At 51.0% G+C, this 26,686-nt stretch carries 28 protein-coding genes; 9 read left to right on the forward strand and 19 right to left on the reverse strand.

All coding sequences use genetic code 11. From position 1 onward, the window contains the following. The first annotated feature begins 388 nt into the window (after window positions 1-388). Entirely contained in the window at window positions 389-1,336 is a 948-nt protein-coding gene (locus ACO2Q8_RS13945; protein ID WP_423345436.1) for an O-antigen ligase family protein, read from the forward strand. After that, window positions 1,333-2,139, forward strand: a complete 807-nt coding sequence (locus ACO2Q8_RS13950) for a 6-hydroxymethylpterin diphosphokinase MptE-like protein (RefSeq protein ID WP_423345437.1) — start codon at window positions 1,333-1,335, stop codon at window positions 2,137-2,139. Before ACO2Q8_RS13945 ends, ACO2Q8_RS13950 begins: the two co-directional genes overlap by 4 nt. Window positions 2,140-2,216: 77 nt before the next feature. Here ACO2Q8_RS13950 and ACO2Q8_RS13955 read toward each other — a convergent pair whose 3' ends face one another. From ACO2Q8_RS13955 to ACO2Q8_RS13995, 9 genes are all read right to left on the reverse strand, one after another. After that, window positions 2,217-3,698, reverse strand: coding sequence for a capsule assembly Wzi family protein (locus tag ACO2Q8_RS13955; RefSeq protein WP_423345438.1), 1,482 nt, complete (start codon window positions 3,696-3,698; stop codon window positions 2,217-2,219). Window positions 3,699-3,728: 30 nt separating this feature from the next. Continuing rightward, window positions 3,729-4,457, reverse strand: coding sequence for a (d)CMP kinase (gene cmk, locus ACO2Q8_RS13960; protein WP_423345439.1), 729 nt, complete (start codon window positions 4,455-4,457; stop codon window positions 3,729-3,731). Between the two features lie 69 nt (window positions 4,458-4,526). Next, window positions 4,527-5,285 (reverse strand): WecB/TagA/CpsF family glycosyltransferase, encoded by a 759-nt coding sequence (locus ACO2Q8_RS13965; RefSeq protein ID WP_423345440.1) that lies wholly within the window; start codon window positions 5,283-5,285, stop codon window positions 4,527-4,529. A gap of 83 nt (window positions 5,286-5,368) precedes the next feature. Then, window positions 5,369-6,481 (reverse strand): GDP-mannose 4,6-dehydratase, encoded by a 1,113-nt coding sequence (gene gmd, locus ACO2Q8_RS13970; protein ID WP_423345441.1) that lies wholly within the window; start codon window positions 6,479-6,481, stop codon window positions 5,369-5,371. Between the two features lie 35 nt (window positions 6,482-6,516). Then, window positions 6,517-7,455, reverse strand: coding sequence for a GDP-L-fucose synthase (gene fcl / locus ACO2Q8_RS13975; protein WP_423345442.1), 939 nt, complete (start codon window positions 7,453-7,455; stop codon window positions 6,517-6,519). Window positions 7,456-7,628: 173 nt separating this feature from the next. After that, window positions 7,629-7,958 carry a hypothetical protein gene (locus ACO2Q8_RS13980; protein ID WP_423345443.1) on the reverse strand — a complete coding sequence of 110 codons (330 nt, stop codon included), beginning with the start codon at window positions 7,956-7,958 and terminating at the stop codon, window positions 7,629-7,631. Between the two features lie 167 nt (window positions 7,959-8,125). Further along, window positions 8,126-8,344, reverse strand: a complete 219-nt coding sequence (locus tag ACO2Q8_RS13985) for a hypothetical protein (protein ID WP_423345444.1) — start codon at window positions 8,342-8,344, stop codon at window positions 8,126-8,128. 441 nt (window positions 8,345-8,785) lie between these two features. Further along, entirely contained in the window at window positions 8,786-9,529 is a 744-nt protein-coding gene (locus ACO2Q8_RS13990; RefSeq protein ID WP_423345445.1) for a tyrosine-protein phosphatase, read from the reverse strand. A gap of 35 nt (window positions 9,530-9,564) precedes the next feature. Beyond that, complete coding sequence (locus tag ACO2Q8_RS13995; RefSeq protein ID WP_423345446.1) at window positions 9,565-9,990, reverse strand: helix-turn-helix domain-containing protein; 426 nt, start codon at window positions 9,988-9,990, stop codon at window positions 9,565-9,567. A 296-nt stretch (window positions 9,991-10,286) separates the two neighbouring features. Here ACO2Q8_RS13995 and ACO2Q8_RS14000 point away from each other — a divergent pair, with 296 nt between their 5' ends. The 6 genes from ACO2Q8_RS14000 (at window position 10,287) to ACO2Q8_RS14025 (ending at window position 14,948) form a co-directional block, all read left to right on the forward strand. Further along, window positions 10,287-10,967, forward strand: coding sequence for a hypothetical protein (locus tag ACO2Q8_RS14000; protein WP_423345447.1), 681 nt, complete (start codon window positions 10,287-10,289; stop codon window positions 10,965-10,967). A 2-nt stretch (window positions 10,968-10,969) separates the two neighbouring features. Beyond that, the gene (locus ACO2Q8_RS14005) at window positions 10,970-11,677 is read left to right on the forward strand and encodes a PD-(D/E)XK nuclease-like domain-containing protein (RefSeq protein WP_423345448.1); all 708 of its coding nucleotides are present in this window, start codon (window positions 10,970-10,972) and stop codon (window positions 11,675-11,677) included. A gap of 54 nt (window positions 11,678-11,731) precedes the next feature. Then, entirely contained in the window at window positions 11,732-12,094 is a 363-nt protein-coding gene (locus tag ACO2Q8_RS14010; protein ID WP_423345449.1) for a hypothetical protein, read from the forward strand. A gap of 156 nt (window positions 12,095-12,250) precedes the next feature. After that, window positions 12,251-13,018 carry a pentapeptide repeat-containing protein gene (locus ACO2Q8_RS14015; RefSeq protein ID WP_423345450.1) on the forward strand — a complete coding sequence of 256 codons (768 nt, stop codon included), beginning with the start codon at window positions 12,251-12,253 and terminating at the stop codon, window positions 13,016-13,018. 159 nt (window positions 13,019-13,177) lie between these two features. After that, on the forward strand, window positions 13,178-14,368 hold the full coding sequence (locus ACO2Q8_RS14020) for a DUF748 domain-containing protein (protein ID WP_423345451.1): 1,191 nt from the start codon (window positions 13,178-13,180) through the stop codon (window positions 14,366-14,368). Between the two features lie 52 nt (window positions 14,369-14,420). After that, on the forward strand, window positions 14,421-14,948 hold the full coding sequence (locus ACO2Q8_RS14025) for an acyl-CoA thioesterase (RefSeq protein WP_423345452.1): 528 nt from the start codon (window positions 14,421-14,423) through the stop codon (window positions 14,946-14,948). A 108-nt stretch (window positions 14,949-15,056) separates the two neighbouring features. Here ACO2Q8_RS14025 and ACO2Q8_RS14030 read toward each other — a convergent pair whose 3' ends face one another. Then, entirely contained in the window at window positions 15,057-18,632 is a 3,576-nt protein-coding gene (locus ACO2Q8_RS14030; RefSeq protein ID WP_423345453.1) for a carboxypeptidase-like regulatory domain-containing protein, read from the reverse strand. Window positions 18,633-18,718: 86 nt separating this feature from the next. Continuing rightward, window positions 18,719-19,018, reverse strand: coding sequence for a putative quinol monooxygenase (locus ACO2Q8_RS14035; RefSeq protein WP_423345454.1), 300 nt, complete (start codon window positions 19,016-19,018; stop codon window positions 18,719-18,721). A gap of 86 nt (window positions 19,019-19,104) precedes the next feature. Between ACO2Q8_RS14035 and ACO2Q8_RS14040 the strand changes: the two genes are divergently transcribed. After that, on the forward strand, window positions 19,105-20,076 hold the full coding sequence (locus tag ACO2Q8_RS14040; protein ID WP_423345455.1) for an aldo/keto reductase: 972 nt from the start codon (window positions 19,105-19,107) through the stop codon (window positions 20,074-20,076). Window positions 20,077-20,174: 98 nt separating this feature from the next. Here ACO2Q8_RS14040 and ACO2Q8_RS14045 read toward each other — a convergent pair whose 3' ends face one another. The 8 genes from ACO2Q8_RS14045 to ACO2Q8_RS14080 form a co-directional block, all read right to left on the reverse strand. Next, window positions 20,175-22,736, reverse strand: a complete 2,562-nt coding sequence (locus ACO2Q8_RS14045; RefSeq protein WP_423345456.1) for a TonB-dependent receptor — start codon at window positions 22,734-22,736, stop codon at window positions 20,175-20,177. 397 nt (window positions 22,737-23,133) lie between these two features. After that, a complete protein-coding gene (locus ACO2Q8_RS14050; RefSeq protein WP_423345457.1) occupies window positions 23,134-23,808 on the reverse strand; it encodes a hypothetical protein in 675 nt (224 codons plus the stop codon). A gap of 126 nt (window positions 23,809-23,934) precedes the next feature. After that, window positions 23,935-24,537: a gliding motility lipoprotein GldD gene (locus ACO2Q8_RS14055; protein ID WP_423345458.1), complete on the reverse strand. Its 603-nt coding sequence runs from the start codon at window positions 24,535-24,537 to the stop codon at window positions 23,935-23,937. Window positions 24,538-24,642: 105 nt separating this feature from the next. Beyond that, window positions 24,643-24,933, reverse strand: a complete 291-nt coding sequence (locus tag ACO2Q8_RS14060; RefSeq protein ID WP_423345459.1) for a hypothetical protein — start codon at window positions 24,931-24,933, stop codon at window positions 24,643-24,645. 30 nt (window positions 24,934-24,963) lie between these two features. Then, complete coding sequence (locus ACO2Q8_RS14065) at window positions 24,964-25,263, reverse strand: DUF2442 domain-containing protein (protein ID WP_423345460.1); 300 nt, start codon at window positions 25,261-25,263, stop codon at window positions 24,964-24,966. Further along, window positions 25,260-25,535, reverse strand: coding sequence for a DUF4160 domain-containing protein (locus ACO2Q8_RS14070; protein ID WP_423345461.1), 276 nt, complete (start codon window positions 25,533-25,535; stop codon window positions 25,260-25,262). The genes ACO2Q8_RS14065 and ACO2Q8_RS14070 overlap by 4 nt, the downstream gene beginning before the upstream one ends. Beyond that, entirely contained in the window at window positions 25,535-26,314 is a 780-nt protein-coding gene (locus tag ACO2Q8_RS14075; RefSeq protein WP_423345462.1) for a TIGR00266 family protein, read from the reverse strand. Before ACO2Q8_RS14075 ends, ACO2Q8_RS14070 begins: the two co-directional genes overlap by 1 nt. A 27-nt stretch (window positions 26,315-26,341) precedes the next feature. Continuing rightward, window positions 26,342-26,617, reverse strand: a complete 276-nt coding sequence (locus ACO2Q8_RS14080) for a hypothetical protein (protein WP_423345463.1) — start codon at window positions 26,615-26,617, stop codon at window positions 26,342-26,344. Between the last annotated feature and the right edge of the window lie 69 nt (window positions 26,618-26,686).

Below are 26,686 nucleotides of genomic sequence, written 5' to 3' on the forward strand. Positions count from 1 at the left end.
GGCTATCTTCTTATACACAATAGGCTATTTTATTCTATTACTTTATCTGCCCAAAATTGCTGATAACACATTAGTAAAGGCTTTACCGCTAATCTTTTTTTCTTTATTTTATCTCTACATAACGATCATTAAAAAAAGGTCACCTTTTTTACCAATTAAGAAAAACTATTTACATATATATATCGCAGCATTTTTACTTATTGTTGGTTTATTTAGGACTAATAAGCCCGATGTGGATCTAATAGGTTCTATAGTAAAAGTTCTACTATTCTCGTCTTTCTTACTTTGCACAATAAAGTTTGCGGAGTGGTATTCGGTAAGAATTCAAAAAAAATTTTCTAATCTTTTTTTCATAGTCAATATTGTCCCATATGCCTTATACTGTATAATGAATATTGTTTTCTGGTTCTTAGGAGTAACAGTAGGGCAATTTGAAGAAACCAATATAGGACAAGCGTTAATTATTTCAAAAATTGGAATCAATATTGATAGGGTAAGGTTTCCTTTAGCAACTGGATTTAATAGCTTCGCTACTTTGTTAGGTGGATTACTTACAATTTCTTTAACCTCCATAAGATTTATTCCGAAGTATAAACTCATTTCGATATCTTCGTCAATAATCTTCTTTGTGATGCTTTTGTTAATTGATTCAAGAGCAGCTATAATATACCCGATAATTATATTTATATTAACAAATATAATTTACAAGAAAAACAACATTAAACTTATTCGATTTTCTCCTTTGATACAAATAGGAGGCCCTATTTTATTTATGTTATTTTTTCAATTTGCATCACAAATAGCTTTATTCGATTCAATTTCTAGATCTTCAGAGGAAGTGCAAACAGGAAACTCGCGATCGCTAATCTGGGCGATTTCTATTTCCAAATTTCAAGATTTTAATATATATAGTTTACTAGGACATGGCGAATATGGACATTACGCGTCTGGTGCATCCATAGCTTGGGGATCCTTTTTTGGTCGCTTTGAGAACAGCGATTTAATGCACCCTCATAATACTATACTAATGATTTTATTTGACTATGGTCTATTAGGAATAATAATATATTTATACTTGCTTAATTGTAGCATAAAAATGATAATAAAATCTTGGAAGTACGATAAAAAATTTAACATATTAATAATTAGTTATTTGTTATACTTTCTTATAATAGGTATTACAGAATCCTTCTTTGGATTTTATTACCTAAACACTTATTATCTCTTTTTCTCAGTTTTAATAATCCAAGCAGTAGCTTACCCTTATCTTAGCTCCGAAAAAAATAAGGTAAGAGTAGCACCGCATCTTTACACTCTTTCAACTTTAGAGACATGAGAATTAAACTAAACGAAATCACTCCTACTCGCGTTGTACAGGCAATTGAGCGCAGAATAAAAAACATTCCGCATTCCAATGAATGGCTTTACTCCCAAATTGGAAAAAATAATCAGCAACTACTACGACAATATCACAACAAACACAAAGGAAAGCGCTGCTTTATTATTGCCAATGGCCCGAGCCTGGCAACCATGGATCTGTCGCCTTTGAAAAACGAAATCACGTTTGGCATGAATCGGTTATACCTGATTTTTGACAAAATCGGGTTTGTTCCCACTTATTATAGCGTGATCAATGAACTTGTCATCCAGCAATTCGCCAAAGACCTGGAAGCCCTGCCAACGACACTCTTTTTGAACTGGACCGAGCGGGGGCTGTTTGCCAACAACTCCTCCTCCGTTAATTACCTGCGTAATTATTACGACCTGGAAGATAAGTTTTCCCGCGATATTACCCAGGGCATTTATTCGGGCGGGACGGTTACGTATGCCACGCTCCAGGTGGCCTATTACATGGGTTTTTCGGAAGTTTATATCATTGGCATGGACCATAACTTTGCTGATAAAGGCCGACCCAATGCCACGGAGGTCCGTAAAGACGCCGAAGATAAAAACCATTTTCACCCTGACTATTTCCCCAAAGGCATGAAATGGCAGTTACCGGATTTGTATCGGTCGGAACTGGCCTATGCTCAGGCTCGTCAGAGTTTCGAGAAGGAAGGTCGTAAAGTCATTGATGCTACGGTGAATGGGAAATGTACCATATTTGAAAAAGGTTCTTTCACTGATTTGTTCCGCTAACCTGGAATTTGCTTTAAACGAAGAAAGCGTGCCGATGCCGGCACGCTTTCTTCGTTTAAAGCAAGTCGTGTTTGAATTTATCTTTTATTCCACGTTTTTCGCAAGCTTATCCACCCGCCAACGGAATTGGTATATAAACGTCCCTGATCCAGGGCTATCGCGGTCTGTAGCTCGCTTCCCCCCAGCCAGGTCAACGGCCAGGTCAGCCAAACGCTACCCGAAAACTGCCTAACCGTCTGTCCGAACGGGCTTCTGAAAATTCCGTAATTGCGGCTCAGCGAGAGCTTCGATTGAATCTGAACCCCCGATGAGAAAACACCGGCCAGTCCCAGATGTAAAAGTTGCACCCGATTATTGACGATGGCTAAAGTGTGTGTTCCGGGGCGGTTTTGCCAATCGGTTTTTACATCCTGCCTCCGGCTTATAAACGGAGTTCCCAGAATCTGGTTTTGGTACGTCCACCCATTGAGGTATTGAAAGTTATTGAAGTAATCGTCAATCCCTTCATACAACCGGCTACCGATGTCCAGCGTACTGCCGCTTTGGCTCATCGTTGTCAAGTATTCAAACAAAACCTGATTGAGTTGAAAAAAAGGGGATGACTCAGTGGCTCGGCGTTTTAACTTTAGCCCGTATAATCCATCTGGCAAGTTCACCAGCGCAACTCCGGATTTATCCTCGAAAGGATGCTGGTAATAGGCTAAAGCATCCCAGTGAGAAAACGCGATTTCCGCTCCCATGTCGATTGAGCCAACATGATTGCCAAACTGATTGACGAGATCATGATTGGAAATGTTATCGGTACTGGCCGGTTGCTTCGCTACGATGATGTGGAGATAGTCGTTGAATGATGACGGGAGCCTGCCACTGGTGGAATGTCCCGTTCCCAGATAAGCGGACTCCCCCCCCCACTGAACATTGTGCAAAATACCCCCGTAGAACTTTATTTTCCAGTGTGGTTTTCCAATCCGTCCATAAACCCCTTTCTGATGCAAATACGAGTTTCGGATTGAATCGGTATTGGCAAACCAGCCGTGCGCAAAGAAGGCATTGATAGCGATTAAGTCCCGGGTAAAATGCAGGGGGACGAAACCCCGGGTTCCAATCTGAATTTTAGGGATCGGAATGGCATTGCCCGACCAGGCATACGAACCCGACGACAAGGTCGTATCCACCAACCCCAACACTTCTTTACGACGGCCGACGACCAGTTCAACCGAGCGATACCCGATGTTGGCGTATGCTTCCGGCAGAAGCAGTTGGTTACGCGGTCCGGCATTGGCAACCACCTCTGCCCGATAGCCCAAAAACCAACCCCGTCCGCTTGTATCCCGACGGAACAAAGCCGATGTCCCCAGTTTGATTGTGCCCGCCGGAGCCACCAAAGGAACCGTACCAAACTGGTTGGCCCGCAGCCAAAAGGGCGTACGACGAGCCGATGACGCCATAGCTCCCACTTCAGCGGAATACTGGATGGAGGAAGAGCCCGATTGTTGGGCGTACGAGCCAAAACTGACTAGTAAAAGAAAAAAAAGGCCAACTAGCGAGGTTCGCATCATGAGGGGAATCGGTTTAAATGATGCTTGCGGTTACGCCATGCTTGTCGTATGAGTCAACTTCATCATCGCTATTTTTGCCTGTTCTACAACCCAGGCAACTTGCTCATGAATTGCCATAAAAGAGGTGTCGAGCAGTTGTGCATCGTCTGCCCGTCTCAGCGGACTTTCCGTTCGGGTGGTGTCGTTATGATCCCGCTTTTTTATATTTTCAACGATTTCCGACAGTTCGACACACTCACCTTTTTCCCGTAATTCCAGTTGACGGCGTTGGGCACGGATCAAGGGATCGGCACTCATAAAAATCTTAAGTTCGGCTTTCGGAAAGACGTGCGTTCCAATATCCCGGCCATCCATCACAACCCCCCGCTTGTGACCCATCAACTGCTGTTGGGCCACCATCGCTCGACGGACTTCCGGAATGGCACTGACTTCGCTAACCGAATTCGCTACGTATTGCGTTCTGATTTCCCTTTCCACATTCAATCCGTTCAAATACGTTTCATTGCATCTCGATATAGGATTGAAGTTAAATTCGATGCGAATGGCATGTAGGGCATTTTGCATTGCGGCCGTGTCGTTTAACTCAATTCGATTCTGCAAAAGATAAAGGGTAACAGCACGATACATGGCACCGGTATCGATATACGAATAGTTTAGTGCTGCGGCAACCTGCCGGGCCGTTGTGCTTTTGCCACAACTGGAATACCCATCAATTGCGATAATAATTCGATTGAAAGGGTAAGTCTTATCTACTACCATCGTATTGAATAATTAGGATGTAAAAAGGCGTAAGGATCGGTTTGTACACAAAACCGATCCTTTGCAAGGCTAATTACCTTTGACTAATTGCTTCACCAAATACCAGGTATACAGGCTATTGGTAACGGCGTAGCGCTTAAACAACCGCCGGGGCTCCTGCATGAGCCTGAACAGCCATTCCAGCCCGGCCCGCTGCATCCAGACGGGCGAACGTTTGATATCACCGGCCAGAATTGGCAGCGCTCCGCCAATACCCAGCAGAATAGACGGGATTCGATCCTTCATTCGGGCCATCCACAATTCCTGCTTGGGACATCCCAGGGAAACAAACACCAGGCCTGCGCCCGACTGTTTAATCTGCTCAATCACCTGCTCATCTTCTTGCGGTGTCAGCGGCCGAAAAGGCGGTGAAAGCGTACCGGCAATGGTCAATGCCGGGTATTTTTCCCGGCAGACCTCGACGGACCGTTGAAGAACTTCGGGAGTAGAGCCGAAAAAAAACACCGGGATATTGTTGGCACTTGCTTTTTCGAGCAGATCAGGCAGCATATCCAAACCAGCCGCCCGATCTTGCTTAATGCCATACAGCCATTGCATGCCCCAAAGCAAGGGGACACCGTCGGGTAAAACCAAATCCGCATTATTGACAGCCGCAGCGATAGCCGCATTGAACTTGGATTCGATAATCATGTGGACATTGGCGAAGCACACGGTTCCGGTTTGCCGTGTTTTGGCCGCATCAATGATTTGATCCTGAAAATAGCGGTAACTGCCTAATGACAGGTTAAGACTAATAACCTTTGCTTTGCCATTCTCGTTGAGTGACATCAGTACTAAAAGTTTCGTAACGTTGAGTTGAAATCAGCTACTGAAAGCATCCGTTCCAGCCTCCCGAGAGGCTGGAACGCGGTTTATTCGAAATAATTCAAGACCAGGTGGCCCTCTTCAGCCAGCAATTGGTCGCGCCGGAACAAATCAATGTCGGCCTGCATCATGTCTTTTACCAACCCGGCCAGATCATACTTGGGCTTCCAGTTCAATTTCGTCATCGCCTTCGTCGGATCGCCCAGGAGTAAATCCACCTCGGTTGGCCGGAAATACCGCTCATCGATGCTCAATACTTCCTGACCGATGGCAACTGGAAAATCCGGATTGGAGGCACTCACGACGTAGGCCTTCTCGTTGACCCCCTCGCCCCGGAACTCCAGTTCGACCCCGATTTCAGCAAACGCCATTTTTACAAAATCCCGGATCGTCGTCGTTACCCCAGTTGCAATCACGAAGTCTTCCGGTTTTTCCTGTTGCAGAATCAGCCACATGGCCTCCACATAATCTTTGGCATGACCCCAGTCGCGCAGCGAGTCGATGTTGCCCAGGAACACTTTGTCCTGTAGGCCCAGACCAATCCGCGCTACCGCCCGGGTGATTTTGCGCGTCACAAACGTCTCTCCCCGCAAGGGTGATTCGTGGTTGAACAAGATGCCGTTGCAGGCATACATGTTGTAGGCTTCCCGGTAGTTGACCGTAATCCAGTAACCGTACAACTTAGCCACCGCATACGGTGAGCGGGGATAGAACGGCGTGGTTTCGGACTGGGCGTGACCCTGCACCCCACCGTACAGTTCGGAGGTCGAGGCCTGATAAATTCGGGTTTTTTCGGTCAGACCCAGCAGCCGGACCGCTTCCAGGATACGAAGTGTCCCGATGCCGTCGACCTGGGCGGTATACTCAGGCTCATCGAAACTGACGCGCACGTGCGACATCGCGCCGAGGTTATAAATTTCATCGGGCTGCACTTCCTGAATGATGCGGATGATGTTGGTCGAGTCGGAGAGGTCGCCGAAATGGAGCTTAAACCGCACATCTTTTTCGTGCGGATCTTCGTATAAATTATCAATTCGTTGCGTATTGAATAATGAACTCCGGCGTTTAATGCCGTGTACTTCATACCCTTTTCCTAATAATAGTTCAGCCAAATAAGCTCCGTCCTGGCCGGTGATACCTGTAATAAGTGCTTTTTTCATACGTTGATTAACTGTAGTTTGATTTTTAAAGGAGACTAAACATAAGCTTCCTGATTGCGCAGGAAATCCTGATAGGTTGCGGCAATTCCCTCGGTCAACTCAATGCGGTGCTGCCAGCCGAGTTGGTGTAGTCGCGAGACATCCATTAGCTTCCGGGGTGTTCCATCCGGTTTGTCGGTGTTCCAGCGCAGTTCGCCTTCGTAGCCCACGGTTTCTTTGACCAGTTCGGCCAACGCCCGAATGGTCACGTCTTCGCCGGTTCCGATGTTGACAAATGCTTCGTCATTGTAGGTTTCCATCAGGAAAACGCAGGCGTCGGCCAGGTCATCGGCATGGAGGAATTCCCGGCGCGGTGAACCGGTTCCCCACACTTCCACGAAAGGCTGATTCTCAATTTTGGCCTCATGAAATTTGCGGATCAGCGCGGGCAAAACGTGGGAGCCCTGCAGGTCGTAATTATCGTTGGGGCCATAGAGATTGGTCGGCATGGCCGAGATGAAATTGCAGCCATACTGACTCCGATACGCTTCGCAAAGTTTGATTCCAGCAATCTTGGCAATGGCGTACGGTTCATTCGTTGGCTCTAGATAACCGCTCAGCAGATACTCCTCTTTCAGGGGTTGCGGAGCCAGTTTGGGGTAAATGCAGGAGGAGCCCAGAAACAACAATTTGTCAACCTGGTGGCGGTAAGCGCTGTGAATAATATTGGCTTCAATCAGCAGGTTATCGTAGAGGAAATCCGCCCGGTAGATGTTATTGGCCCAGATACCGCCCACTTTGGCGGCTGCCAGAAAAACATAATCCGGTTTTTCCTCCGCGAAGAAGTCGGCCACGGCTGCCTGGTTGCGGAGGTCCAGTTCCGAAGAGGTCCGGGTTATAACGTTATGATAGCCTTTGTTATGTAAACACCGGGTGATGGCCGAACCCACCATTCCCCGGTGTCCGGCAACATATATTCTAGAGTTTTTATGCATACGAATATGGACTAGTTATACTCTTTTATTTTATGGGTTTTATACTGCCGATAAACTACTTAGATGCAGTTTTTTAATACGTCAGATACGATAAAAGACAAGCTTATTTACAAAATGAGTAGTACTAAATAGTACTCTTTCCAGCGTAGCAGTTGATGACCTTCACACGTTCATTATAAAGACAGAAAACCAAATGAGTACGGCTTTTTAGCGCGGGGCCGAAGGCTGTCGAAGTAGCTTTTAAGAGCTTCATTCAAAGGATGAAACTCAGCTAAATGACGGAATTGCTCAACTTTTTTATGTTCCTCACCAACTGCAAGTAACTCTATCACATCATCCGTGAGTAAATGGGGATATTTTTCAAAAAAAGCCCCTGCCGTTAAGGCAATCCAATCTACATACCGTCGGGTATCCGGATGCGATTTAAATTCTTTACCGGATTCGAATCGTTCGGCATATGACATGAAACATGCAGCAATATCTTCGCGCCAAAGACTGATCATTTCGTTGAGTAAGGAATATGGATTTATCTCAGTAAGTAAGCAACTCGCTTTATCTTGGCACTAATTGTTCCCTGCCGCACCAGCGGAGCAAACCGCTTGCTTATAACGGCGTAGTCGTTGTGCCGGGGCATTGGTTAACGTCAGGAATAGAACCTACCTCAGCGACTTCAAGACCAGCAGGCTGGTCGTGGAGCGTGGGTGCCCTTCGGCGGTGTTACGGTTAAACAAGACCCTGAACCGGGTTCGTGCATCGAGATGATGCCGTTGGTGAGTTTCTGAACCTTGCCTTCATCGACATCCACGCAGGTCAACTGATTAGCGGTTTCGGCAAAGCATGTTCCGGTCATCAGACCGGCATAACCGGTCCCTACGATTGAAGTTTTCATAACGTTGAGTAAAAAATATTAGCAACTACTTGTGACTATGCTCGCTAAGAAATTAGTACGTATAGCTGGCGTTATTCAGAAAGTCAAGAGCCGGGACGATCTAAAAAATCACTATTTAATTTTAAAAAGCAGACAGAGAGGTAAAAGCTCTTTATGAAGATTATAGGTTAAACCTATAAAAATTGAACGAGATTAACTATACATTCTTCTATGATTTTTGTCGTAGACGGTAAAAAATCTTAAAAAAAGCCAATAAATCATTTTTTACAGAATACTCTTGGACTAAACAGGAAATAAACTGTGCAAAGTTTTTTTCTCATTTAACAGACACAAGATAGAGTCTAAAAAAACAAAAACTATGCCGCTATGGTACCAAAAGTAAAAAAATGGTGACATCCTGAACAACTACCCGGATAGAGTCAATTAATCAAATGAATAATCCTATGTGAGCAGTTTTTCGTTCAAAAAGGAGTGCGATTCCAGCCAATTCATTTCTTTGGCATGAAGCAGTTGGGTGAGTTTTTCGGCGTCCCGGACCCGGTGCAGGTCAGAGCCCAGGAAGTCGACCAACGAGTCATCGAGCAATTGTTTGGCCTGTTGCTGCACCCGGCCCCCGTACTGCCCCAGGAGTGAAAGCAGATTCAGTTGCAACAAACAACCCTGCTCTTTGAGCTTCCGGATACGCTCGGGCTGGTCTTTGAAGTACGAGTACCGTTCGGGGTGCGCCAGGATGGGTACGTACCCTTTTGTACGAAGTTGAAAAATAATATCGTCCAGGTTCAGGGGGGCATTTGCGAACGACAACTCGACCAGCACATACTTCTGACCAAATGTCAGCAGGTCATCCGCCTGCAGCAGGGTCATAAAATGGTCGTCGATCAGGTATTCGGCAGCCGCTTCGACCTGAATCGTCAGTTCCGTCTCGGCCATGGCCCGACGGAGTTCAAGGAGCCCCTGGCGGATGGTATCGCTGCTGTTAGGGTAATAATCCCGCAAAACATGCGGAGTCGTGATTACTTTCCGGTATCCCAATGCTTCAAAGGCTTGAAGACACGTTAGGGCCGTTTCAAGATCAGGAACACCATCATCGATTCCCGGGATCAGGTGCGAATGAAGATCAACGGCCAGGAATCCGAAATCGGTAAAAGCAGGTCGTTCCGGCCGGCGTTTAAAAAACGAGAACATAGGTAAGTGACAGTGGCGTCGCGCGTCTGACGTCTTCAGCCCTCCGCTGACAGATCAGAACGTCGGCTGGTGTACGAAAGACTGATAACTTTTTCTTTTCCAACCAGTTCTTCCAGCTCCTGACGGAGCAAATCATTGGTCTGCTGTAACAAAGCTACACGTTCGTTCAACTGAAACAAAAGAAACTCCATATTTCGCATCCGGTCGTCGAGGGTCAGAGCCGCCAGCGGGGTCTGGGGCAGCGTCCGAAACATGAGCCCTTCTCCGCGCAGCAGCCAGTCGGCATTCAGATTCGGATGCGTAAGCAGAATTTTCTCCAGCGTCTCGTAGCGGGGCTTTAGGCGTCCGTGTATGATATGGTATATTTTTTCACCCCGTTTCTCGCCCAACTGCCGGGCGAACTCCAGAACGCTGATTCCCAACACATCGATCAGTTGCTGCAAACGGGCTCCAATGGACATAGCAAAACGGAGGATTACACAAAACCATGTAATTTCTGCCCTTCAATTCATCCCCGGGCACCGAGGGACAGACTGGTTACTAGGAATAATTTTTTGAAGGCCTGACAAAAGAATAACAAAAAAACGAATTTTTCACACTTATAGGGCACGACACTAATTTTTGCCAAATCTTTTTATCCGTCATTTTGTATTATACATAATAGTGTGTATATTTAAACTAAAATATAAACCCCTATAAAAAGGCAAAAGGGATCGCATAGCGGTCCCCCTGTCCGAACAGTAAACAACAAATACTAATGAACACACAAAAAAACAACACAGGCGCAACAAATCAAAATGGTTTGGAACTGAAAGTTTATCAGAAGGTTAACGAGACGACAGGCGAGATCGTTAATGCTCCGGCCAGCAGTCCGTTCAAATACCTGGAGGGGCACCCCCGTCAATATCGTTTTGACGCCAAGGAAGGCATTTTTAACATCAACGGCACCGAAAAACTGGGTGGTCCCGCCAACGGTCGCAGCCTGACCTTCCAGCCCATCGCCTGGCGCATTTTTACCGATAATATTTTAAACATGGGTACCAAAAACTGGGCCGAAATCTTTTTTATCGATGAAAAAAATTGTGTTTCGGCGGTTTTGTTCCACGGGTATTCGGTCGACAACATCTTCCGGCTGATCGAACCGCTTTTCTACGACGACCTGACGCTGGCCGATGTCGTTATTACCGCCACCGCCGAGAAGAAAGAAAATACTAAAATCCAGCCGAAAGGCGTCTATTACATCGCCACCTTCAGCTACCAACTGGCCGATCCGGAACAGACAAAAATCCTGAAAACCTTCGGGCAGGAAAACCGTATATTCCGCCAGGAGACGCTGACCGACATCGCCAACATCAAAACGGCCTACAACTATTACAACCCGTTCAACAGCCCCAGCGAGGAGTTGCTGACGGACAATGGCCTTCATCTGCTGAACTAATCATGATTACTGAACTCATCGATTACCGGTCGATTCCCCGGGTCTCGAACTCCGATCTGACCCGGTTGAAAGAAGAATGCCTGGGGTACACGCCGAGCCGGTTTGTGCCCCAGCGGGCCATGCAGTTCGGGCGGGCGTTTCATTCGCACCTGCTCGAACCCGAGAGTGTCGGCGGGATTATCGACCAACTACTCCCGGATATGAAACCGGTGGAATCGGGACGACTGGAGCAACTGACTGAGCAGGTCCGGCGCGATTCGTTTTGCCGTCGGTATCTGCGGCAGTCGGACCGGGAGCGGATCATTCTGTTTACCGATCCCGAAACCGAATTGGCCTGCAAGGCCCGCATGGACATGGTCTATACGAGTCCAAAAAAACGGAACGCGCTGATTCTGGATTTTAAAACGACCTCGGCCCGCACCCAAAGCCAGTTTCTACAAAGCTGCTACGATTACGACTACGACCGGCAGGTGGCTTTTTACGTCGATGGGCTGCGCCATGCCGATAGCCGGGAGTGGGCGCAAACCCGCCAGTTTCGGTTTATTCTGATCGGCGTACAAAAACAGAAGCCCAACCGACTGTTTGCGGTCGATGCCACGTCCATTCCGAATTTTGTGGAATACGGCCGGAAAAAATACCGCTTCTGGCTCCGCAAATGGAAAGAACAACAAGTAGAAACCGTCAATCCGTGGTTGCGTCAGGCATCGTAAGGATGTCCCGGTAAGTTGTTTTTCGTTCGATATTCATATTCACGCTTCATTCGTATGACGACCCAAACGCCCGTTATCCATCTTCCTGCGGAGCCATCGGCACCTCCCCTCTTCGACTGGGGCACCGACGGCCTGGTGATCTGGCTGGAAGAACTGGACGGTTTTGGTAGCCTGATGGCGTACATCGACCAGGCGCTGGCTCAGATTGCCTTTGCCATCGAACTCCAGACTGGCTGGGATCACCGGACGGACAGCCATACGTTCCACCCGCTGTACGGCTACCGACTGCTGCTCCGCGATGCGACCGGTTTGTGGTACGCGATCCGGATGGACGAAGCCGGAAAATTCAGCGACTTTGTTCCACTGGAAGAATTCGATTACGAAACCGCCTACCAAAAAGCCCTCTGGGTTCCCTAACGTACCCACGGGCCGTACCCACGGACTTTAGTCCGTGTTTTAGGAGCTAGTTACTCGAATAGCCAGGTAAAACACGGACTAAAGTCCGTGGGTACGGTACGGGTGCAACCTTTTGCGTCCGGTTTTCATCTTTGAGAAAAATAACGCATCTCCTGTATGAAAACCGCCCTCTTTGCTCTCTTCTTTGCCGTGATTTCCCTTCCGGCAGCCCTGGCCCAGCGCACGATCAGCGCCAAAGACATTTTGGCAAAACTGAACCGCCATGAGTCCATTACATACGACAACTACACCATCACCGGCGATCTGGACCTGACCGAACTGGCCAATAAAAAGCGGGTTTCCGATAAAAGCTGGGCCGACAGCGAAGTCTACGAAAGCTTTGTGGAAACGCCGGTTACGTTCCGGAACTGCACGTTCAAGGGTGACTTTGTAGCGTATAAACACCTCGAAAAAGAATGGTACAAAGGCAATGGTGTGACTTATAACGCGCATTTCAACGAAGCGGTCACGTTTGAAAACTGTACGTTCGAGCAGAAAGCCGAATTTAAATACTCGGACTTCAAACAACGAGCCTTGTTTACCGGGAGCGGTTTTCGGAAAGAAGCCAATTTCAAGTACGCTAAATTCCGCGCTTCGGCCGACTTTAGTGATGTCCGGTTTAGCGCATTGGCTAACTTTAAGTACACCGGTTTTAAAGAGTCGATCGCCTTTCGGAATGCCCGGTTTGGGGAATATGCCGACTTCAAATACACTAAGTTCGACGAAGGGGTTCTTTTTCAGCAGTCACGATTCGACGGCATGGCCGATTTCAAATACACGCACCTGCCGCGCAACTCCCGCTTTGACGACGCCGTCTTCGATGGCCCCGCCGACTTCAAATACGCAACCCTCGACGGCCGGAAATTCTCCCCGACCCGCCGGTAATTTCGTACCCACGGACTTTAGTCCGTGTAAGCCAGCCTAATCGTTGAGTTGGTATTAACTCTTGGACTAAAGTGGCTCACACGGACTAAAGTCCGTGGGTACGGGGACGAACCCTTTGGCTGATTTTCAGTTTACTAGGCAACATCAATTTTTGTTGCCTTGAAACGATCCACAAAAATCATTCTGGCGTTTGTCGTTCTTTTAATCGTCGCCAGATTACTGCTGCCTTATTTTGTCCTGCGCTACGTCAATAAACTCATGGCCGATATGGGTTCGTACACCGGCCATGTCGAGGACGTCGATATTGCGCTCATCCGGGGTTCCTACCAGATTAAAGACCTTGAAATCCGAAAAATCAACGGCAAAATCAAAGAACCGTTTCTTTCTGTCCCCAAAATAGACCTGTCCGTGCAGTGGAAATCGCTTTTCAAGGGGGCTTTGGTGGGTGAAGTCGAATGTTACCAGCCCGAATTGAATTTTGCATTCAGTAACAACGAAGCGGCCAGCCAAACCGGGAAAGAACTCGACTGGACCGAGCTGGTCAAAGATCTGTTGCCGATCCAGATCAACCGGTTTGCGGCTTACAATGGCAAAATAGACCTCGTCAATGTTTTCGAAGCCACCAATACGGATTTCTCGCTGGAAAAATTCAATGTCGACATCCGCAACATCCGCAATGTGGAAGACACACCGGGTCGGCTCCCCTCGCCCGTGACGGCTTCCGGCAACGTGCCCGGTTGGGGCGGAACGATGACGTTCAATGCCGGGATGTATCTGCTGAAACAACTGCCGGACTTCAACTACAACCTCAGCTTCAACGATCTCCAATTGGTTAAACTCAACGATCTGGCCCGTAAATATGGCAATGTGGACTTCGAACGCGGCACGGTAAGCGTCGTGAGCGAGATGGCTATGTACGACGGTCGGCTGGTGGGGTATTTCAAACCACTGACCAAGGACATGAAGATTTTCAAACTGAAAGAACCGGGTGAAAAACGAACGGTGGGCCGTTTTTTTACGGAACTGCTGGCCGAAGGCGGCAGTGAACTGCTGGAAAATCAGAAACGCGATCAGGTCGCCACCCGCATTCCGCTGCGGGGAACCGTTGAGGACACCAAGACCGAGATTTGGCCCATCATCATCGGCGTGCTGCGAAATGCCTACGTCGAAGCCTTTACGAAGGAGTTTGACAATACCGTTACCTTCAAGGACGCCGTCGAGAACCTGAAGGAAGATTACCAGGAAAAACGCGCCGAGAAGAAAGCCGAACGCCAGGAGCGCCGGGAAGAGCGGAAGCAGGAGCGGCAGCAAAAACGCGAGGAACGGAAAGAGGCTCGGAAAAAAGAATGAAGAGGACGCCGACAAAATCAGTAGTTTAGCAGCTTTTCCTGTACACTTCACCATGCTTCAACCGAAATACGCCCGCGAGTCGCTGACGACCATGACCGAGATGGTCCTGCCCAACGATACCAACACCCTGAACAACCTCATGGGGGGCCGACTCCTGCACTGGATGGACATTTGTGCGGCCATTGCTGCCCAGAAGCACTCCAACCGCATTGTTGTCACGGCGTCGGTCGATAATGTTTCGTTTTCCGAACCGATCAAGCTGGGCAACATCGTTACGATGCAGGCCAAAGTGACGCGCGGTTTTAATTCATCAATGGAAGTCAACATTGAAGTCTGGGCCGAAGACATTCCGGCCGGTACGCGCGTCAGCACCAACCGGGCGTTCTATACCTTCGTGGCTGTCGATCAGAACGGGCGGCCCATCGAAGTCCCGCCGGTTATTCCCGAAACCGAGCAGGAACAGCAGTTGTTTGAAAGCGCCCTCCGTCGCCGACAACTTCGGCTGGTCCTGGCCGGGCGCATGAAACCGCAGGAAGCCAAGGAGTTGCGGGCCTTGTTCGGCGTGGTGGATGGGGAGTAGCCTCACTTCGGCATTCGGTGTTCGTTATTCAATATTCGCTATTTAAGCTTTTCAATAGCAAATATTGAATAACGAACACCGAATATCGAACACCGAATAACGAACCGCTTACTGCACCCTGATCCGGCTAACGCCCACCACCGGCCGACCATCGGTGGTGATGCCCTGCACCACCACCCGCAACGTCCGGACAACGTCGGAAAGTGGAAAGGCCAGATTAGAGAGTCCTTTCGCATCGGTTTGCATGAGCGGTTTCCAGTACAGCACATCGCGCCGATCAACCGGAGCATTCAGGTCAGGCGGTGTGGTTCCGGCGGTCTCGTCATAACGCGGGACATAAAACTCGCGTTGAGGGGCAAAACCGATAAACGGCACCTGATTCAGGCCCGGGCTAGGTTCGGATTTTTTCCGGGAAAAACCGCGCCGGGTATAAAACGCGATGACGCCATTGCCCCCGCGGGCGCCGTAGATCGCGGCTGTGCTGGCGTTTTTCAGCAACTCGATGCGCTCAATGTCGTTCGGGCTGATGCTCAGGAGGATGTTGCCTTCGGGCGTTTCGGTCAGGTAGGAGCCGTCGAGCAAGTACAAGGGTGTCTGGCCTTCGATGGCGTTGCCCTGCCCGAACGCAAACGACCCCCGGATGTTGACGCTATAGCCATTCTCGGTTTGGGTGACCTGCACACCCGGCACGCGTCCGCGAATCATCTCGTACACATTGGCGTAAGGTTGTGATCTTTCGTCGAACAGCAAAACCGCATCCGGTGCCCCGTGAATGCTCATCCGCTCAATGTCTTCCGGCCGATCACGCTGCCGTTGCCCCCGAACGGTCACTTCTTTCAACTGCCGCACCTGCCGGTCGCGATAGAACGTGGGGTCAGCCTCCTGCCGCATCCGGGCTACTTCCAATTGCTGCTGAAACCGACGCCAGTCCGGCGACGGCTCAACCAGCCAGCGACTTGATGCCCAGACGGTTCCGGCCGTATCAACCTCCACCCGCCCCTTGATGGCTTTGAACTGGGTATTCATCACCTGCACCAGCAGTTGCAGCGTATCGGTCAGGCTCAAACCCGCCATCCGAAACCGCCCATACCGGTCGGTCCCGATCGAACCGGGAATCGACTGTTTCGAACCGGGAGACGCCACCAGCAATTCGGCAAACGGAATGGGGTTGCGTTTTTCATCCACCACCCGGCCACTGAACACAATGCCGCCCAGGGTATCGCCCGGCGATTCCGGTTTTCGCAACCCGATCCGACGCCAGCCCTGCGTCAGCAACAGATCGTCCAGCGCCTGGCGGGTGGCCCGGCTGGTATCGCTGAAATAAAAACCGGGTTGCTCAACGCGACCCCGCAAATCACCGGTCAGCAATAGATGCGTCCGGATGTCGGCGGCCATCGAGTCGTCCGGCACCTGATCGGCATCCGTTACGGATGCCGACAAGGTAGCCACCATCGGAGCGCCCGGCTGATCGGTCAGCTTTAGCTCCAAAACCGCTCGTTCGCGGGGGGTGTAGCGGTTTTTATCCATCGTCATATCCACCCGAACCGAAGCTAGTTGCTCCCGGACATACACCAGCCGCTCGGCCCGGGGCTTGCCGTACGCATCGTAAAGCGTAATCTGGCAAAGGCCGGGCGGCAACACAGCCATCGGCAGGTTCAGCCGCGCTTTCCCATCCAGTAGCTTCATTTTGGTCCGCTGCACCAGTTGCCCGGAACTCTGGAACGTCAGGTAGATCACCGGATCAGGCTGCGGCCCGATGGTCAGAATCTGCACACTAAGTTCCGTCGTGTCGTTCACGGCATCGGCTGTGAACGCAAAGCCTTCCGGTTCGACCATCGGGAGCGTCACCCGCTGGGTCTGTCCGTCGCGCTGGATTTCGGCCTGATACGTTTGCCCGGTTTTGGGTGTCAACACCACACTGCCCATCCCCAGCCGATTGCCGAAAAACCGGGTCACCTCCTGCCCCTGCCCGTCCAGAATCCGGCCCGACACAGGTTGCCCGCGTCCATCCGGCCCAACAGCTTTGAAGCCCAGCCGATTCGGAAGACCGGCCACCCAACGCCCGCCTTCCGGTAAAAACTGCACATCAAGCTCCGCCGAAGCCAGCACGGGCCGGTCGGCCGTTCCGCGCAGCAGATTATACACGGCCACCGTACGTTCAAAAGCCGGGCGGGTTGAGGCATAATCTTCATCGGTATATGCCCGCAGCCGGTACATGCCGGTCGATAAGGTATCGGAAAGCCGAAAATCACCCGCGGCCCGGCCGTCGTTGATGCGCAGCCACTGGTGTTGTACGAGTTTTCCGGCGGGTGTCAACAGATCGACATGCAGTGCCCCCTCGCCGAACAACACCTGCGAGGTTGTCGGTTCCAGCACGAAGGCACTCAGCCAAAGTCGGTCGCCGGTCAGGTAAAAAGATTTATCGATCTGCACAAAAACCGTCGGAGCCTGGTAGGGATGTGCCAGTTTCCAGTGCCGTACGAGCGAATCGAGCCGATAATCCGACGCCAGGATCTGGCCTTCGATGGGCGCAGTCTGTACCGAATCCGGTTTTTCGTCCAAAACCGCATTCGGCTGCCAGTCAGCGGGCAGTAGCAGCGAAAACCGGTCGTTGCCCAGATGCCCCATAGCCACCATCCCGAGCGGCAATGTCACCCGCCCATCGACCGTCACCTCACTCATACCCTGCGGAAATCGGAATTCCGTAAAGGCATACGGCGCGTCGCGATAGGGTGAGTAGGGCGAAATGGTCCGGTTGTAAAAAACTTTCAAGGGAGTCGGGCTAACGAGTTTGCGCTCAAACGGCAAGCGGCCGGGCCGGATCAGCGAATCAAGTTGAATCGGCAGCAGATGGCGGTTTAGATCCCAAAACAGGCTCGTATTGTTCGTGTGGGCGGGAAACTCAGGGTTGATGCGATAAACCATGAAACCCTCTTTCTCGTACGTTCCGGCCACCAGGCTGGCAATCAGATGGCGCGTCGAACCCCGATAAGCCCGTTGCCGGTTGGTGCGCCAGCGTTCGGCCTGCCGACTGTCCGTCGGTTTCAGTTCTTCGAAGCGGGTGGCCCCGGCAAAATACATCGCCCCTTTTTCCGTGACTTCGAAGTGCTGCATGTCATACTGAATGCGGTAGCCCAAGGCCCGGTTTTCGATGATCACCGGCTCGGTCGCCGTTGCCAGCAACCGGCGGTTTTCTTCCGTAAACCGGAGTGTGTTCGGATTTTTGATTTCACACTGGTTTCGGAAAGGCGTATTGCCCAGCAGTTCGCGTTCGAATGTCCGGAAATGGCGCTCCCAGGTTTTATCCCGCTTCGCCTTGACGGTTACATCCGACAGCGTTACGCCCGTGCTTTTGAGTTCGAAGTTGATCACCCGCGCCTGGCTGTTGTTGAGCCGCAGCGATTGCCGACCAGGTTGGTAGCCCAGAAACGAAGTAACCAGTTCGACGGTGCCGAGCGGCACATTCGTGAGTCGGTAACGGCCTTTTTCGTCGGTCGTCGTGCCGCGCGTTGAATTATTCAGGTAGACATTCGCAAACGGCAGCGGTTGCCCCGAATGCCACTCGGTCACCCGGCCGGTAATCGTCACCGTCGGTTCCTGCGCCCAACCCTTTAGAAATGCAAGGCAAAGCAGCAGCCAGAGGACAAGCCGTTTGCCAAAACCGTCGGGATAAAAAGGCTTCATGAGGCTTCAGGAAAGAATACCTAAAAATAGCTCTTTCTTAGCAGAATACCACAAAAACCTGAAAACCGTCAAGGCTGGTTTTGAGGTCAATTCATAACCGTTTCCAGGCTTTCCAGCGAAAATGCAGCGGGCCGTTCGGCAAATAACACTTTGGTGTCCGCCCAGGTCGTTCGGAAAAGCTCCGACTGGCGATACTGTTCCAACGCTTCCGGCGATTCCCAGTGGCTGTAGGTAACGAAAACCGCCGGTTGATCCCGATCCCGGAGCAATTCGAGATGGCAGCAACCCGGAAACGCCCGAATCTGCCGCTTCGACCGCTCGAAAATGGCCAGAAAATCACCGGTTTTCCCTTCCTGAAACGTCATTCGTACCACCCGGATCAACATTTTTAATTAAGAGTTAAAAATTAAAAGTTAAAAGTAGCAGCGAATAACAGTACTTTTAACTTTTAATTTTTAACTCTTAACTGATTATGCAATACCGCACTTTTGGCCGGACGGGCTGGCAGGTGAGTGAAATAGGCTACGGCATGTGGGGGCTGGCGGGCTGGACCGGCTCCGAACGCGAGGAAGTCGACCAGGCGCTGGACCGCTCCGTTGAACTCGGCTGTAATTTTTTTGATACCGCCTGGGGTTACGGCGAAGGGCTGAGCGAGCGAATCCTGGGCGATTTGCTGAAGCGCTACAACGACAAACGCCTGTATGTCGCCACCAAAATTCCACCCAAAAACCGCATCTGGCCGTCGAAGCCCCACTTTACACTGGACGAGGTGTTTCCGGCCGATTACATTGTGGAGTACACCGAAAAAAGCCTGAAAAATCTGGGTGTCGAAACGATTGATTTGCAGCAGTTTCACGTCTGGGAAGACGGCTGGGCCGAGCGCGATGAGTGGAAGGAAGCCATCACGAAGCTGACCAAAGAAGGGAAAGTACAGGCCTGGGGCGTGTCGGTCAACCGCTGGGAGCCGGACAACTGCCTGAACACGCTGCGCACTGGCCTCATCGACGCCGTGCAGGTGATCTACAACATTTTCGACCAGGCCCCGGAAGACAACCTGTTTCCGCTCTGCCGCGAGCTGAACATTGGCGTCATCGCCCGCGTTCCGTTCGACGAAGGCACGTTGACCGGCACGTTCACGAAAGAAACCACGTTTCCGGCCGACGACTGGCGCTCGACGTATTTTGTCCCGGAAAACCTCAACGCCAGCGTCGACCACGCCGATGCCTTAAAACCGCTCATTCCGGCCGGGATGACAATGCCCGAAATGGCCCTGCGCTTCATCCTGAACAACTCAGACGTTGCCACCACCATCCCCGGCATGCGCAAACTCCGCAACGTGGAAGCCAACATGGCCACCAGCGACGGCAACGGTTTACCCAACGAACTGCTCAATGAACTCAAAGGCCACCGCTGGGACCGCACGCCCACGGAATGGAGCCAGTAGGGAGCTAAGAATTAAGAGTTAGGAATTAAGAGTTGGCTCCGCCGTTTCCTGTAAAGTGGCGGAGCCAACTCTTAACTCTTAATTCCTAACTCTTAATTCTAGTAAGTGAATCGGACGGTTACGCCATAGGTGCGCTGGTCGCCCACGATACCGGCGTATTGACCGGCGCTGCCGGGAGCGGCCAGGAGTTGCTCATAATAGTCTTTGTTCAGGAGGTTTCGACCCCAAAGAAAGAACGTAAGCCCGTTGGAGGCCCGGAAACCGAGTCGACCATTGGTCAGGCCGTAGCCTTCAATATTCAGATACTGCGAAGGTGACGCGCTGGAGGAGAACTCCGACCGGAAGAACTGATCAATACCCAGGAAGTAATTTCCTTTGAGGCCCATGAAGGTGCCGCGAGCAGTGGCTTCACCCCCGACCGAACCCGACCATTTCGAGATACCGGGTAGCCGTCCCCCCGAAATATCTTTGAAAGCCTGCGGGCCACCTACTTCTTCCAGCGGCACCGGCGCGTTGGTAAACCGGACGTATTCGCCGTCGGTGTAGGCTACAGCCGCATTCAGAACCAGATTGGTAAACCGAACATTCCCGTCCAGCTCGAACCCCTGCACCCGTACTTTTTCGGCATTCGCCAGATAGCCCCGGTTTACGCCCGGTTCCGGCGTCTGGACCTGCGTCTGGTAATCCCGGATGTCGGACCGGAAGAAGGTCAGGTTCAGCACCGAATTGCCCGACGGTTTGGTTTTGACGCCAAACTCCTTGTGGTCTACGTATTCGGGTTTCACATTCGCCAGATCAACCAACACTTGCCCGTTGGCCGTTGGCAAACCGCCAACGTTGACGCCAATGGGCTTATAGCCAATGGAATACGTCGCATAGGCATTGAAGTTCGCACTGGCTTTGTATTGAACCGAAAGCTGGCCCGAGAAATTGCCCTCCGCATAATCTGTGTTGAAAGACTGATTGGTGTATACGCCATTCTTCAGCGCAATCAGGGCCGGGTCCGTCGTTTGCAGTCCGCCGTACGTCACCCGGCTGTAGTCTACCACCTTTCTGTCATAGTTATACCGAGCCCCCGGCAGAATATGAATCCGGTCGGTCACGGCCCAGTCGGCCTGAGCAAAAACCGCCAAACTCGTACTCCGGATTTCGTTGGTGGTCCGGATGCCGAAGTTGTCAAACAAACCGGGCGTTCTCCAGAGGGCGCTGGTCGAGCTTTGGGCAAACCGCCACTGGGCCGAACCGGCTTCCTCCGTTTGAACGGGGTCGGATTTCAGGTCTTGCCAAAGGCCAAACAGACCGACGACGCCACTCAATTTCGACGACACTTTTCCGGAATACCGGATTTCCTGCGACCACTGATCGTGTACCGAGTTACCCGCCGAAATCGTAAAAACCGGCAGACCGATATAATCGCGGTCGTTCAGGGGCACCCATTTCCAATACCGCCAAGCCGAGGTAGAAGTCAGGGTTCCGTTCCCGATTTTGATGTCGGCATTGACCGAAACACCGCCCAACTGGTTGTCGGCCTTCGAGGGCGTATCCAGATCCACAATCCGCTCGAACGCACTGGAATACGGGAGTTTGTAATTCAAATCAGCAATAATGGCATCGAACTGGCGGTAAGCAGCCCGCTTTGTCTGAACCACGCCCGCGACGGGCCAGCCGTAGCCAGTCGGTTTTTGGTCCGACACATCGCCGATGACCGTGATGGTCACCTTGTCGCTCGGTGTGTACAGAAACTGCCCCCGGACGCCGATGTTGTTGATGTCGTTGATGGGCAATTGCGTATGCGTGTTGAAAAACAAGCCGTTCCGTTGCGTACCGGTGAAGGAAAGACGCGCGGCCAATTTTTTACCCAACGGCCCCGTCAGCGAGCCTTTCGCCTGAATGAACCCGAAGTTCCCGTAACTCAGTTCGAAGTTGGCGCCGGGCGTGAAGCTGGCTGCCCGCGTCGTAATGTTGAACGCCCCCGCCGTGGTATTCTTCCCGAAAAGCGTTCCCTGAGGGCCGCGCAGGACCTCAACGCGCTCAATGTCAATAAAATCGAGTGCCGTGGCCGCCGGACGCGCATAATACACGCCGTCGACGTAAAAGCCCACGCCCGGGTCAACGCCGTCGTTGGTTAAGCCATAGGTCGATCCGAGTCCGCGAATGTTCAGGGTGGTGTTTCGGGCATTGGACGCATACAACTGCACCGTCGGGACCAGTTCTTTCAGGCGGTTTACGTTGAACGCCCCGGCGTCTTCAGCCCGTTGCCCGCCAACCACCGAAATGGGAATCGGCACTTCCTGAGCGGCTTCCTGACGGCGACGCGACGAAATGATGACATCTTCCAGTTGGGTCGTATTCGCGTCCAGCTTGATTTCAACCTTACTTTCGTTGATCAGCACTTCTTTTTTGAGATAGCCAATGTAGGAAACGACCAGGGTAAAGGGTAAGCGCTGACCGGTAACGAGGTTAAAATCGCCGTTGGCGTCGGTCGCGGCTCCGTTGGTCGTTCCTTTGATCGTAACCGTTGCGCCTATCAGGGGTTCGTTGGTACGCGCGTCAACTACTTTTCCGGTAATGGTCGCATTGATGGTGGGATTCTGAGCGGCTAAAAAGAGAGGTAAAAGTAACGCTCCTATCAAAAAAATGGACTTCAAATATCGTTTCATTGTAGACTCTGTTTGGTAGTAATTTGCTTAAGTCTTCCCGGTGAGTTTTCTATAGTATTCCTACAGAATTTATAGGTAATAAAAAACGAACGCCGTTTTGAGGAAGACTAAAAATTGATAATCAGAAAAGTAAACAGACCGCTACAGCGTCAACAGGAGCGTTGACAGAGAAAAGCAGGTAGTGAATGACGCATTGGTGGTTGATTAAGTAGTGAATAGTACTTACGCAAGTAGATAGACTTTTCGGACTTTTTAGTATTCAAAATCTATTGACTTGGTAGTTTGGTGCGCAAAAAAAGAGTGCCATTTGTCGAATTGCAACAAATGGCACCAAAACTTTTTTCAAAAACCGTATTTTCTTTAAAAAATACTATTGCATCTTCAATCAGACCCAGGATTAGGCGACTTTCTTCACCGGAGTCCGGCGAGTCGCGCGCAGGGCGTCATTCTTAGCACCTTCCAATACGGCGTCGGAAATAATTTCCAGTTGATGCGCCCGTTTCAGCACCGATTCGAACGGCAGGTTAAAGTAATTGGAAACATCCGTCCGGAAGCTATCCGGGAAACGCGACAGCCGCACGCCGAAAAAGCTCCGGATTTCGGTTTCGGGCAGTAAAGCCGCCAGGGCAACGCGCTCGGCTTCGGCCAGCAAGTCGTTGCGGTTGGCATACAGATGATCCAGGCCAATGGCCGCCGTCAGGATATGCAGGTAAAGCTGTTTGTAAGCGCCCGACAGTTCATTGGGCAAAATAACCCAACCCTGCTCCCGAAATTTGGCGGCAAAACCGGTCAGGCTCGGCACTCCGCGCAGGTCGCCCGCGACGATTTCCTCGGGAAACTGCAACCGCTCGTCGGTTTTCGATAAGCGGTAGACGACCGCTTCGACCGGGCTTTTCTGGAACAGCAGGTCGGCCGGGAGCTGGCGGTTGTTTTCCCATTGGTCGCTCAGCTTGACAAAGAGGGTTTCGTTGACGAGCGAATTCTGAGAATCCCCCAAACTGACGAGCATACGCCGAAACGCAGCCAGAAAGTCGATCTGAAATTGATTCGGATTAAATTTTGTGCGTCTCATACGTGATGTTCCTCTGGCGTCTGTCCGCCGGGGTTCGTGAATGTCAAGGGGTTAAACGCCCGAAAAGGGCTATAAAGATACGAAATACCGGAAAGTTTGCAAACCATTGTAGCCAGCACAAAGAAGCTATTTACTCGCAACCTGCCCCGATTGCCAGCGCAGGGTCTTGAGCAGATGCACCACATCTTTCCGAACGTAATCGATCACCGGAGCCAGCGAATCGTTTTGCGTAGCGGTGTTGAAATAGAGCGCCCCGCGCAGGAAATGGGCAGTGGTGTCGGTCGTGAAAAACTGCAACTGGCTCGGCACCTCGCCCGTAATCGACAGCACGTCGGCTTTTAGTCCCGACGGCAGTTGGATCACTTCTTCCTTAAACCCGTAGGCTTTTTCGTTGTGCATGGCCGCCAGTTTGTACGAATCGGCAATCATCCCAGCCAGCCGCTTTTCGCTGCCCTGGACGGGGTGATAGGTCAACTGCACACTGGCTTTGAAGGCGGGATAATGGATAAAAATCCAGTGTGGCTGCGCGCCCCGGAACGTATCGGGCAGGATGCGGGCCTGTTTGGAGTACTCGAAGGTGTACGGATGCACTTCCGTGAGTGGCTGGTAGCCGTGCGGAGGCAGGTCGATGCGGTTGTACCCTTTGGGTTTGGGCACGTATGAATCCGACGTACGGCTGCTGCAAGCCGCCAGCCAAACCGCTACAAGAACAAACAGAAATCGGGTCACAGACGATAAACGGTTATACAGGAATAAACGAAAAAGCCCGGCGGTTTCGTGCCGGGCGCTTTCCAAACCGAATCGGTTTTCGAAAACCGATTCGGTCGTTTAGCCTTACGAATTGATCATTTCCAATTCTTCCTGCCGGACGGGCTGGCCCAGCAGTGTCCGGAACCGGTTGATATTAAAGGTCGGTTCAAACCAGACTTCGCCCAACACCGGATGCCGCACCGGCACGTCAGGGTTCTGGATTTCGCCCAGCAGCACGCCTGTTTCGCCGTTGGTATGGCGTTTCACCATCCGGATCGTGTACATCTGATCCGCTTTGGGCGTTTTGACGCCGAATTCCGCATAAAACGCCAAAACCGGCGCCGGAAAGTTGTCGTTTACGCAAATGACTTCCATTTCTACTGATCAACTATTTTCTTTTGTCTATTAGGCTGCCCGCTCCTGCACAACGGATTTAATCCCGACGGACGAAGAAGGAAGCACATGCATACCCAAAAAATCCTGAATATGATACACTTCGTCGTCCCCGTCGAATAGCAGCATCACGCCATCGGCAATATGATACTTCCGGCGTTGGGTAGTTGTTAACCGTTCAATGCCCGGAAAACGGCTCAGGGGTACCGACAGAATCCGGCCATCTTTCAGAAGTAAGGACAAATAGCCTTCTTTCCGAAACGAAATCCGATCCAATACCGGCTGTTCCTTGGTAAATCCGTCCGTTTTCATCCCAGTTGCAAAACGTTTACTTTCTCTCCGGTTGCAAATGCCGTAATGTTGGCGGCAATTTCCGGACCGTGCTGTTTTAACAAATTTAAGGCCGTATTAATTTCCTTCGGCGTCAGACTTCCGGTTTCGAACACCTCCAGCGTATCTAGCCAGATTTTGGCCGATTTACCCTTGCGACTTTTCGTATTGGAAATGTGAACGTGCATCCGTTCCGACAAATCATAGGCATACAGAAAGAATACCAAGGCTTTGTAAACGGCCAATTTCGGCATCAGTCCTCAAACAAATTCCCCAAACCACCCAGGACCGAGCCGCCTTCCTTGCGGGATTGCGCCCCGCCAACAGCCAGCCGGTCGACCAGTTTGGAGATCGGCATCGACTGAATCCAGACTTTGCCCGTTCCGCGTAAGGTTGCCAGGAAAATACCTTCTCCGCCAAAAATCATGGATTTCAACCCACCCGAACGCTGAATGTCGAAGCTGATCGACGGCTCAAAGCCAACGACACAGCCCGTGTCGACCCGCAGCGTTTCGTTGTTCAGTTGCCGCTCCATCACCACGCCCCCGGCGTGGATGAACGCCATCCCGTCGCCCTGAATTTTCTGGAGAATAAAGCCCTCCCCGCCGAACAAGCCGCTGCCGATCCGCTGGTTGAAGTGGATAGACATTTGGGTACCCAAAGCCGCACACAGAAAGGCGTCTTTCTGCACAATCAGTTGATTGCCATAAATTTTCGCCAGGTCGATGGGCATCACCGTGCCCGGATACGGAGCCGCAAAGGCCACTTTGCGTTTGCCGTAGCCCCGGTTCGTAAAGTGCGTCATAAACAGCGACTCGCCCGTGAGCAAGCGCGAACCAGCTTGAAACAGCTTGCCCATGATGCTTTGGGTCGCCTGCGAGCCGTCGCCCATTTTGGTTTCAAACTGAATGCCGTCTTCCATGTATAACATAGCGCCTGCTTCGGCGATGACGGTTTCGTTCGGGTCTAGTTCCACCTCGACGACCTGGATATCTTCGCCGATGATGCGATAATCAATTTCGTGAGAACGCATGAATAGTGTCTGATTTACAACTTATTGCTAGCCTTTAAGCCCCGTTGGGTCCGGATCCTCATCCTCCTCGTCGAGGAACTCGTCGTCGTCATCCGTCTCACCCTCGCCCTCTTTCAGGTCCTTGCGGTTGCGCAGTTTCTTGTCGTCGACGGTTTTGTTCAGAAACGCGTTGATTTTATCAATATCGTAGCTGGTCGTAATCTCGCCAAACGTATTGATTTTGATGTCGAACCCCTCGAGTTCCTTATGAACCCGCGGCTTATCGCTCGACTGATCTTCCGGTTTTGCTCCTTTCTTCGCCATTCCCTTTTTTAGTTAAAAGTTAAAAATTAAAAGTTAAAAATAGGTGGTCAATCAGGTCGACAAACTGTA

This window comes from Larkinella sp. VNQ87, assembly GCF_049445795.1.
Classification (GTDB): Bacteria; Bacteroidota; Bacteroidia; order Cytophagales; family Spirosomataceae; genus Larkinella.

What these genes read in the sequence shown, in the direction of transcription:
- ACO2Q8_RS14000 (WP_423345447.1), top strand. Translation starts at nt 10,287, where the DNA reads ATGAACACACAAAAAAACAACACAGGCGCAACAAATCAAAATGGTTTG.
- ACO2Q8_RS14035 (WP_423345454.1), bottom strand. Translation starts at nt 19,018, where the DNA reads ATGTTGATCCGGGTGGTACGAATGACGTTTCAGGAAGGGAAAACCGGT.
- ACO2Q8_RS14025 (WP_423345452.1), top strand. Translation starts at nt 14,421, where the DNA reads ATGCTTCAACCGAAATACGCCCGCGAGTCGCTGACGACCATGACCGAG.
- ACO2Q8_RS13945 (WP_423345436.1), top strand. Translation starts at nt 389, where the DNA reads ATGAATATTGTTTTCTGGTTCTTAGGAGTAACAGTAGGGCAATTTGAA.
- gmd (WP_423345441.1), bottom strand. Translation starts at nt 6,481, where the DNA reads ATGAAAAAAGCACTTATTACAGGTATCACCGGCCAGGACGGAGCTTAT.
- ACO2Q8_RS13950 (WP_423345437.1), top strand. Translation starts at nt 1,333, where the DNA reads ATGAGAATTAAACTAAACGAAATCACTCCTACTCGCGTTGTACAGGCA.
- ACO2Q8_RS14075 (WP_423345462.1), bottom strand. Translation starts at nt 26,314, where the DNA reads ATGCGTTCTCACGAAATTGATTATCGCATCATCGGCGAAGATATCCAG.
- ACO2Q8_RS14050 (WP_423345457.1), bottom strand. Translation starts at nt 23,808, where the DNA reads ATGAGACGCACAAAATTTAATCCGAATCAATTTCAGATCGACTTTCTG.
- ACO2Q8_RS14010 (WP_423345449.1), top strand. Translation starts at nt 11,732, where the DNA reads ATGACGACCCAAACGCCCGTTATCCATCTTCCTGCGGAGCCATCGGCA.
- cmk (WP_423345439.1), bottom strand. Translation starts at nt 4,457, where the DNA reads ATGGTAGTAGATAAGACTTACCCTTTCAATCGAATTATTATCGCAATT.
- ACO2Q8_RS13955 (WP_423345438.1), bottom strand. Translation starts at nt 3,698, where the DNA reads ATGATGCGAACCTCGCTAGTTGGCCTTTTTTTTCTTTTACTAGTCAGT.
- ACO2Q8_RS13965 (WP_423345440.1), bottom strand. Translation starts at nt 5,285, where the DNA reads ATGTCACTCAACGAGAATGGCAAAGCAAAGGTTATTAGTCTTAACCTG.
- ACO2Q8_RS13990 (WP_423345445.1), bottom strand. Translation starts at nt 9,529, where the DNA reads ATGTTCTCGTTTTTTAAACGCCGGCCGGAACGACCTGCTTTTACCGAT.
- ACO2Q8_RS13980 (WP_423345443.1), bottom strand. Translation starts at nt 7,958, where the DNA reads ATGATCAGTCTTTGGCGCGAAGATATTGCTGCATGTTTCATGTCATAT.
- ACO2Q8_RS13995 (WP_423345446.1), bottom strand. Translation starts at nt 9,990, where the DNA reads ATGTCCATTGGAGCCCGTTTGCAGCAACTGATCGATGTGTTGGGAATC.
- ACO2Q8_RS14040 (WP_423345455.1), top strand. Translation starts at nt 19,105, where the DNA reads ATGCAATACCGCACTTTTGGCCGGACGGGCTGGCAGGTGAGTGAAATA.
- ACO2Q8_RS14060 (WP_423345459.1), bottom strand. Translation starts at nt 24,933, where the DNA reads ATGGAAGTCATTTGCGTAAACGACAACTTTCCGGCGCCGGTTTTGGCG.
- ACO2Q8_RS14045 (WP_423345456.1), bottom strand. Translation starts at nt 22,736, where the DNA reads ATGAAACGATATTTGAAGTCCATTTTTTTGATAGGAGCGTTACTTTTA.
- ACO2Q8_RS14005 (WP_423345448.1), top strand. Translation starts at nt 10,970, where the DNA reads ATGATTACTGAACTCATCGATTACCGGTCGATTCCCCGGGTCTCGAAC.
- fcl (WP_423345442.1), bottom strand. Translation starts at nt 7,455, where the DNA reads ATGCATAAAAACTCTAGAATATATGTTGCCGGACACCGGGGAATGGTG.
- ACO2Q8_RS14015 (WP_423345450.1), top strand. Translation starts at nt 12,251, where the DNA reads ATGAAAACCGCCCTCTTTGCTCTCTTCTTTGCCGTGATTTCCCTTCCG.
- ACO2Q8_RS13985 (WP_423345444.1), bottom strand. Translation starts at nt 8,344, where the DNA reads ATGAAAACTTCAATCGTAGGGACCGGTTATGCCGGTCTGATGACCGGA.
- ACO2Q8_RS14070 (WP_423345461.1), bottom strand. Translation starts at nt 25,535, where the DNA reads ATGCCGAAATTGGCCGTTTACAAAGCCTTGGTATTCTTTCTGTATGCC.
- ACO2Q8_RS14080 (WP_423345463.1), bottom strand. Translation starts at nt 26,617, where the DNA reads ATGGCGAAGAAAGGAGCAAAACCGGAAGATCAGTCGAGCGATAAGCCG.
- ACO2Q8_RS14065 (WP_423345460.1), bottom strand. Translation starts at nt 25,263, where the DNA reads ATGAAAACGGACGGATTTACCAAGGAACAGCCGGTATTGGATCGGATT.
- ACO2Q8_RS14030 (WP_423345453.1), bottom strand. Translation starts at nt 18,632, where the DNA reads ATGAAGCCTTTTTATCCCGACGGTTTTGGCAAACGGCTTGTCCTCTGG.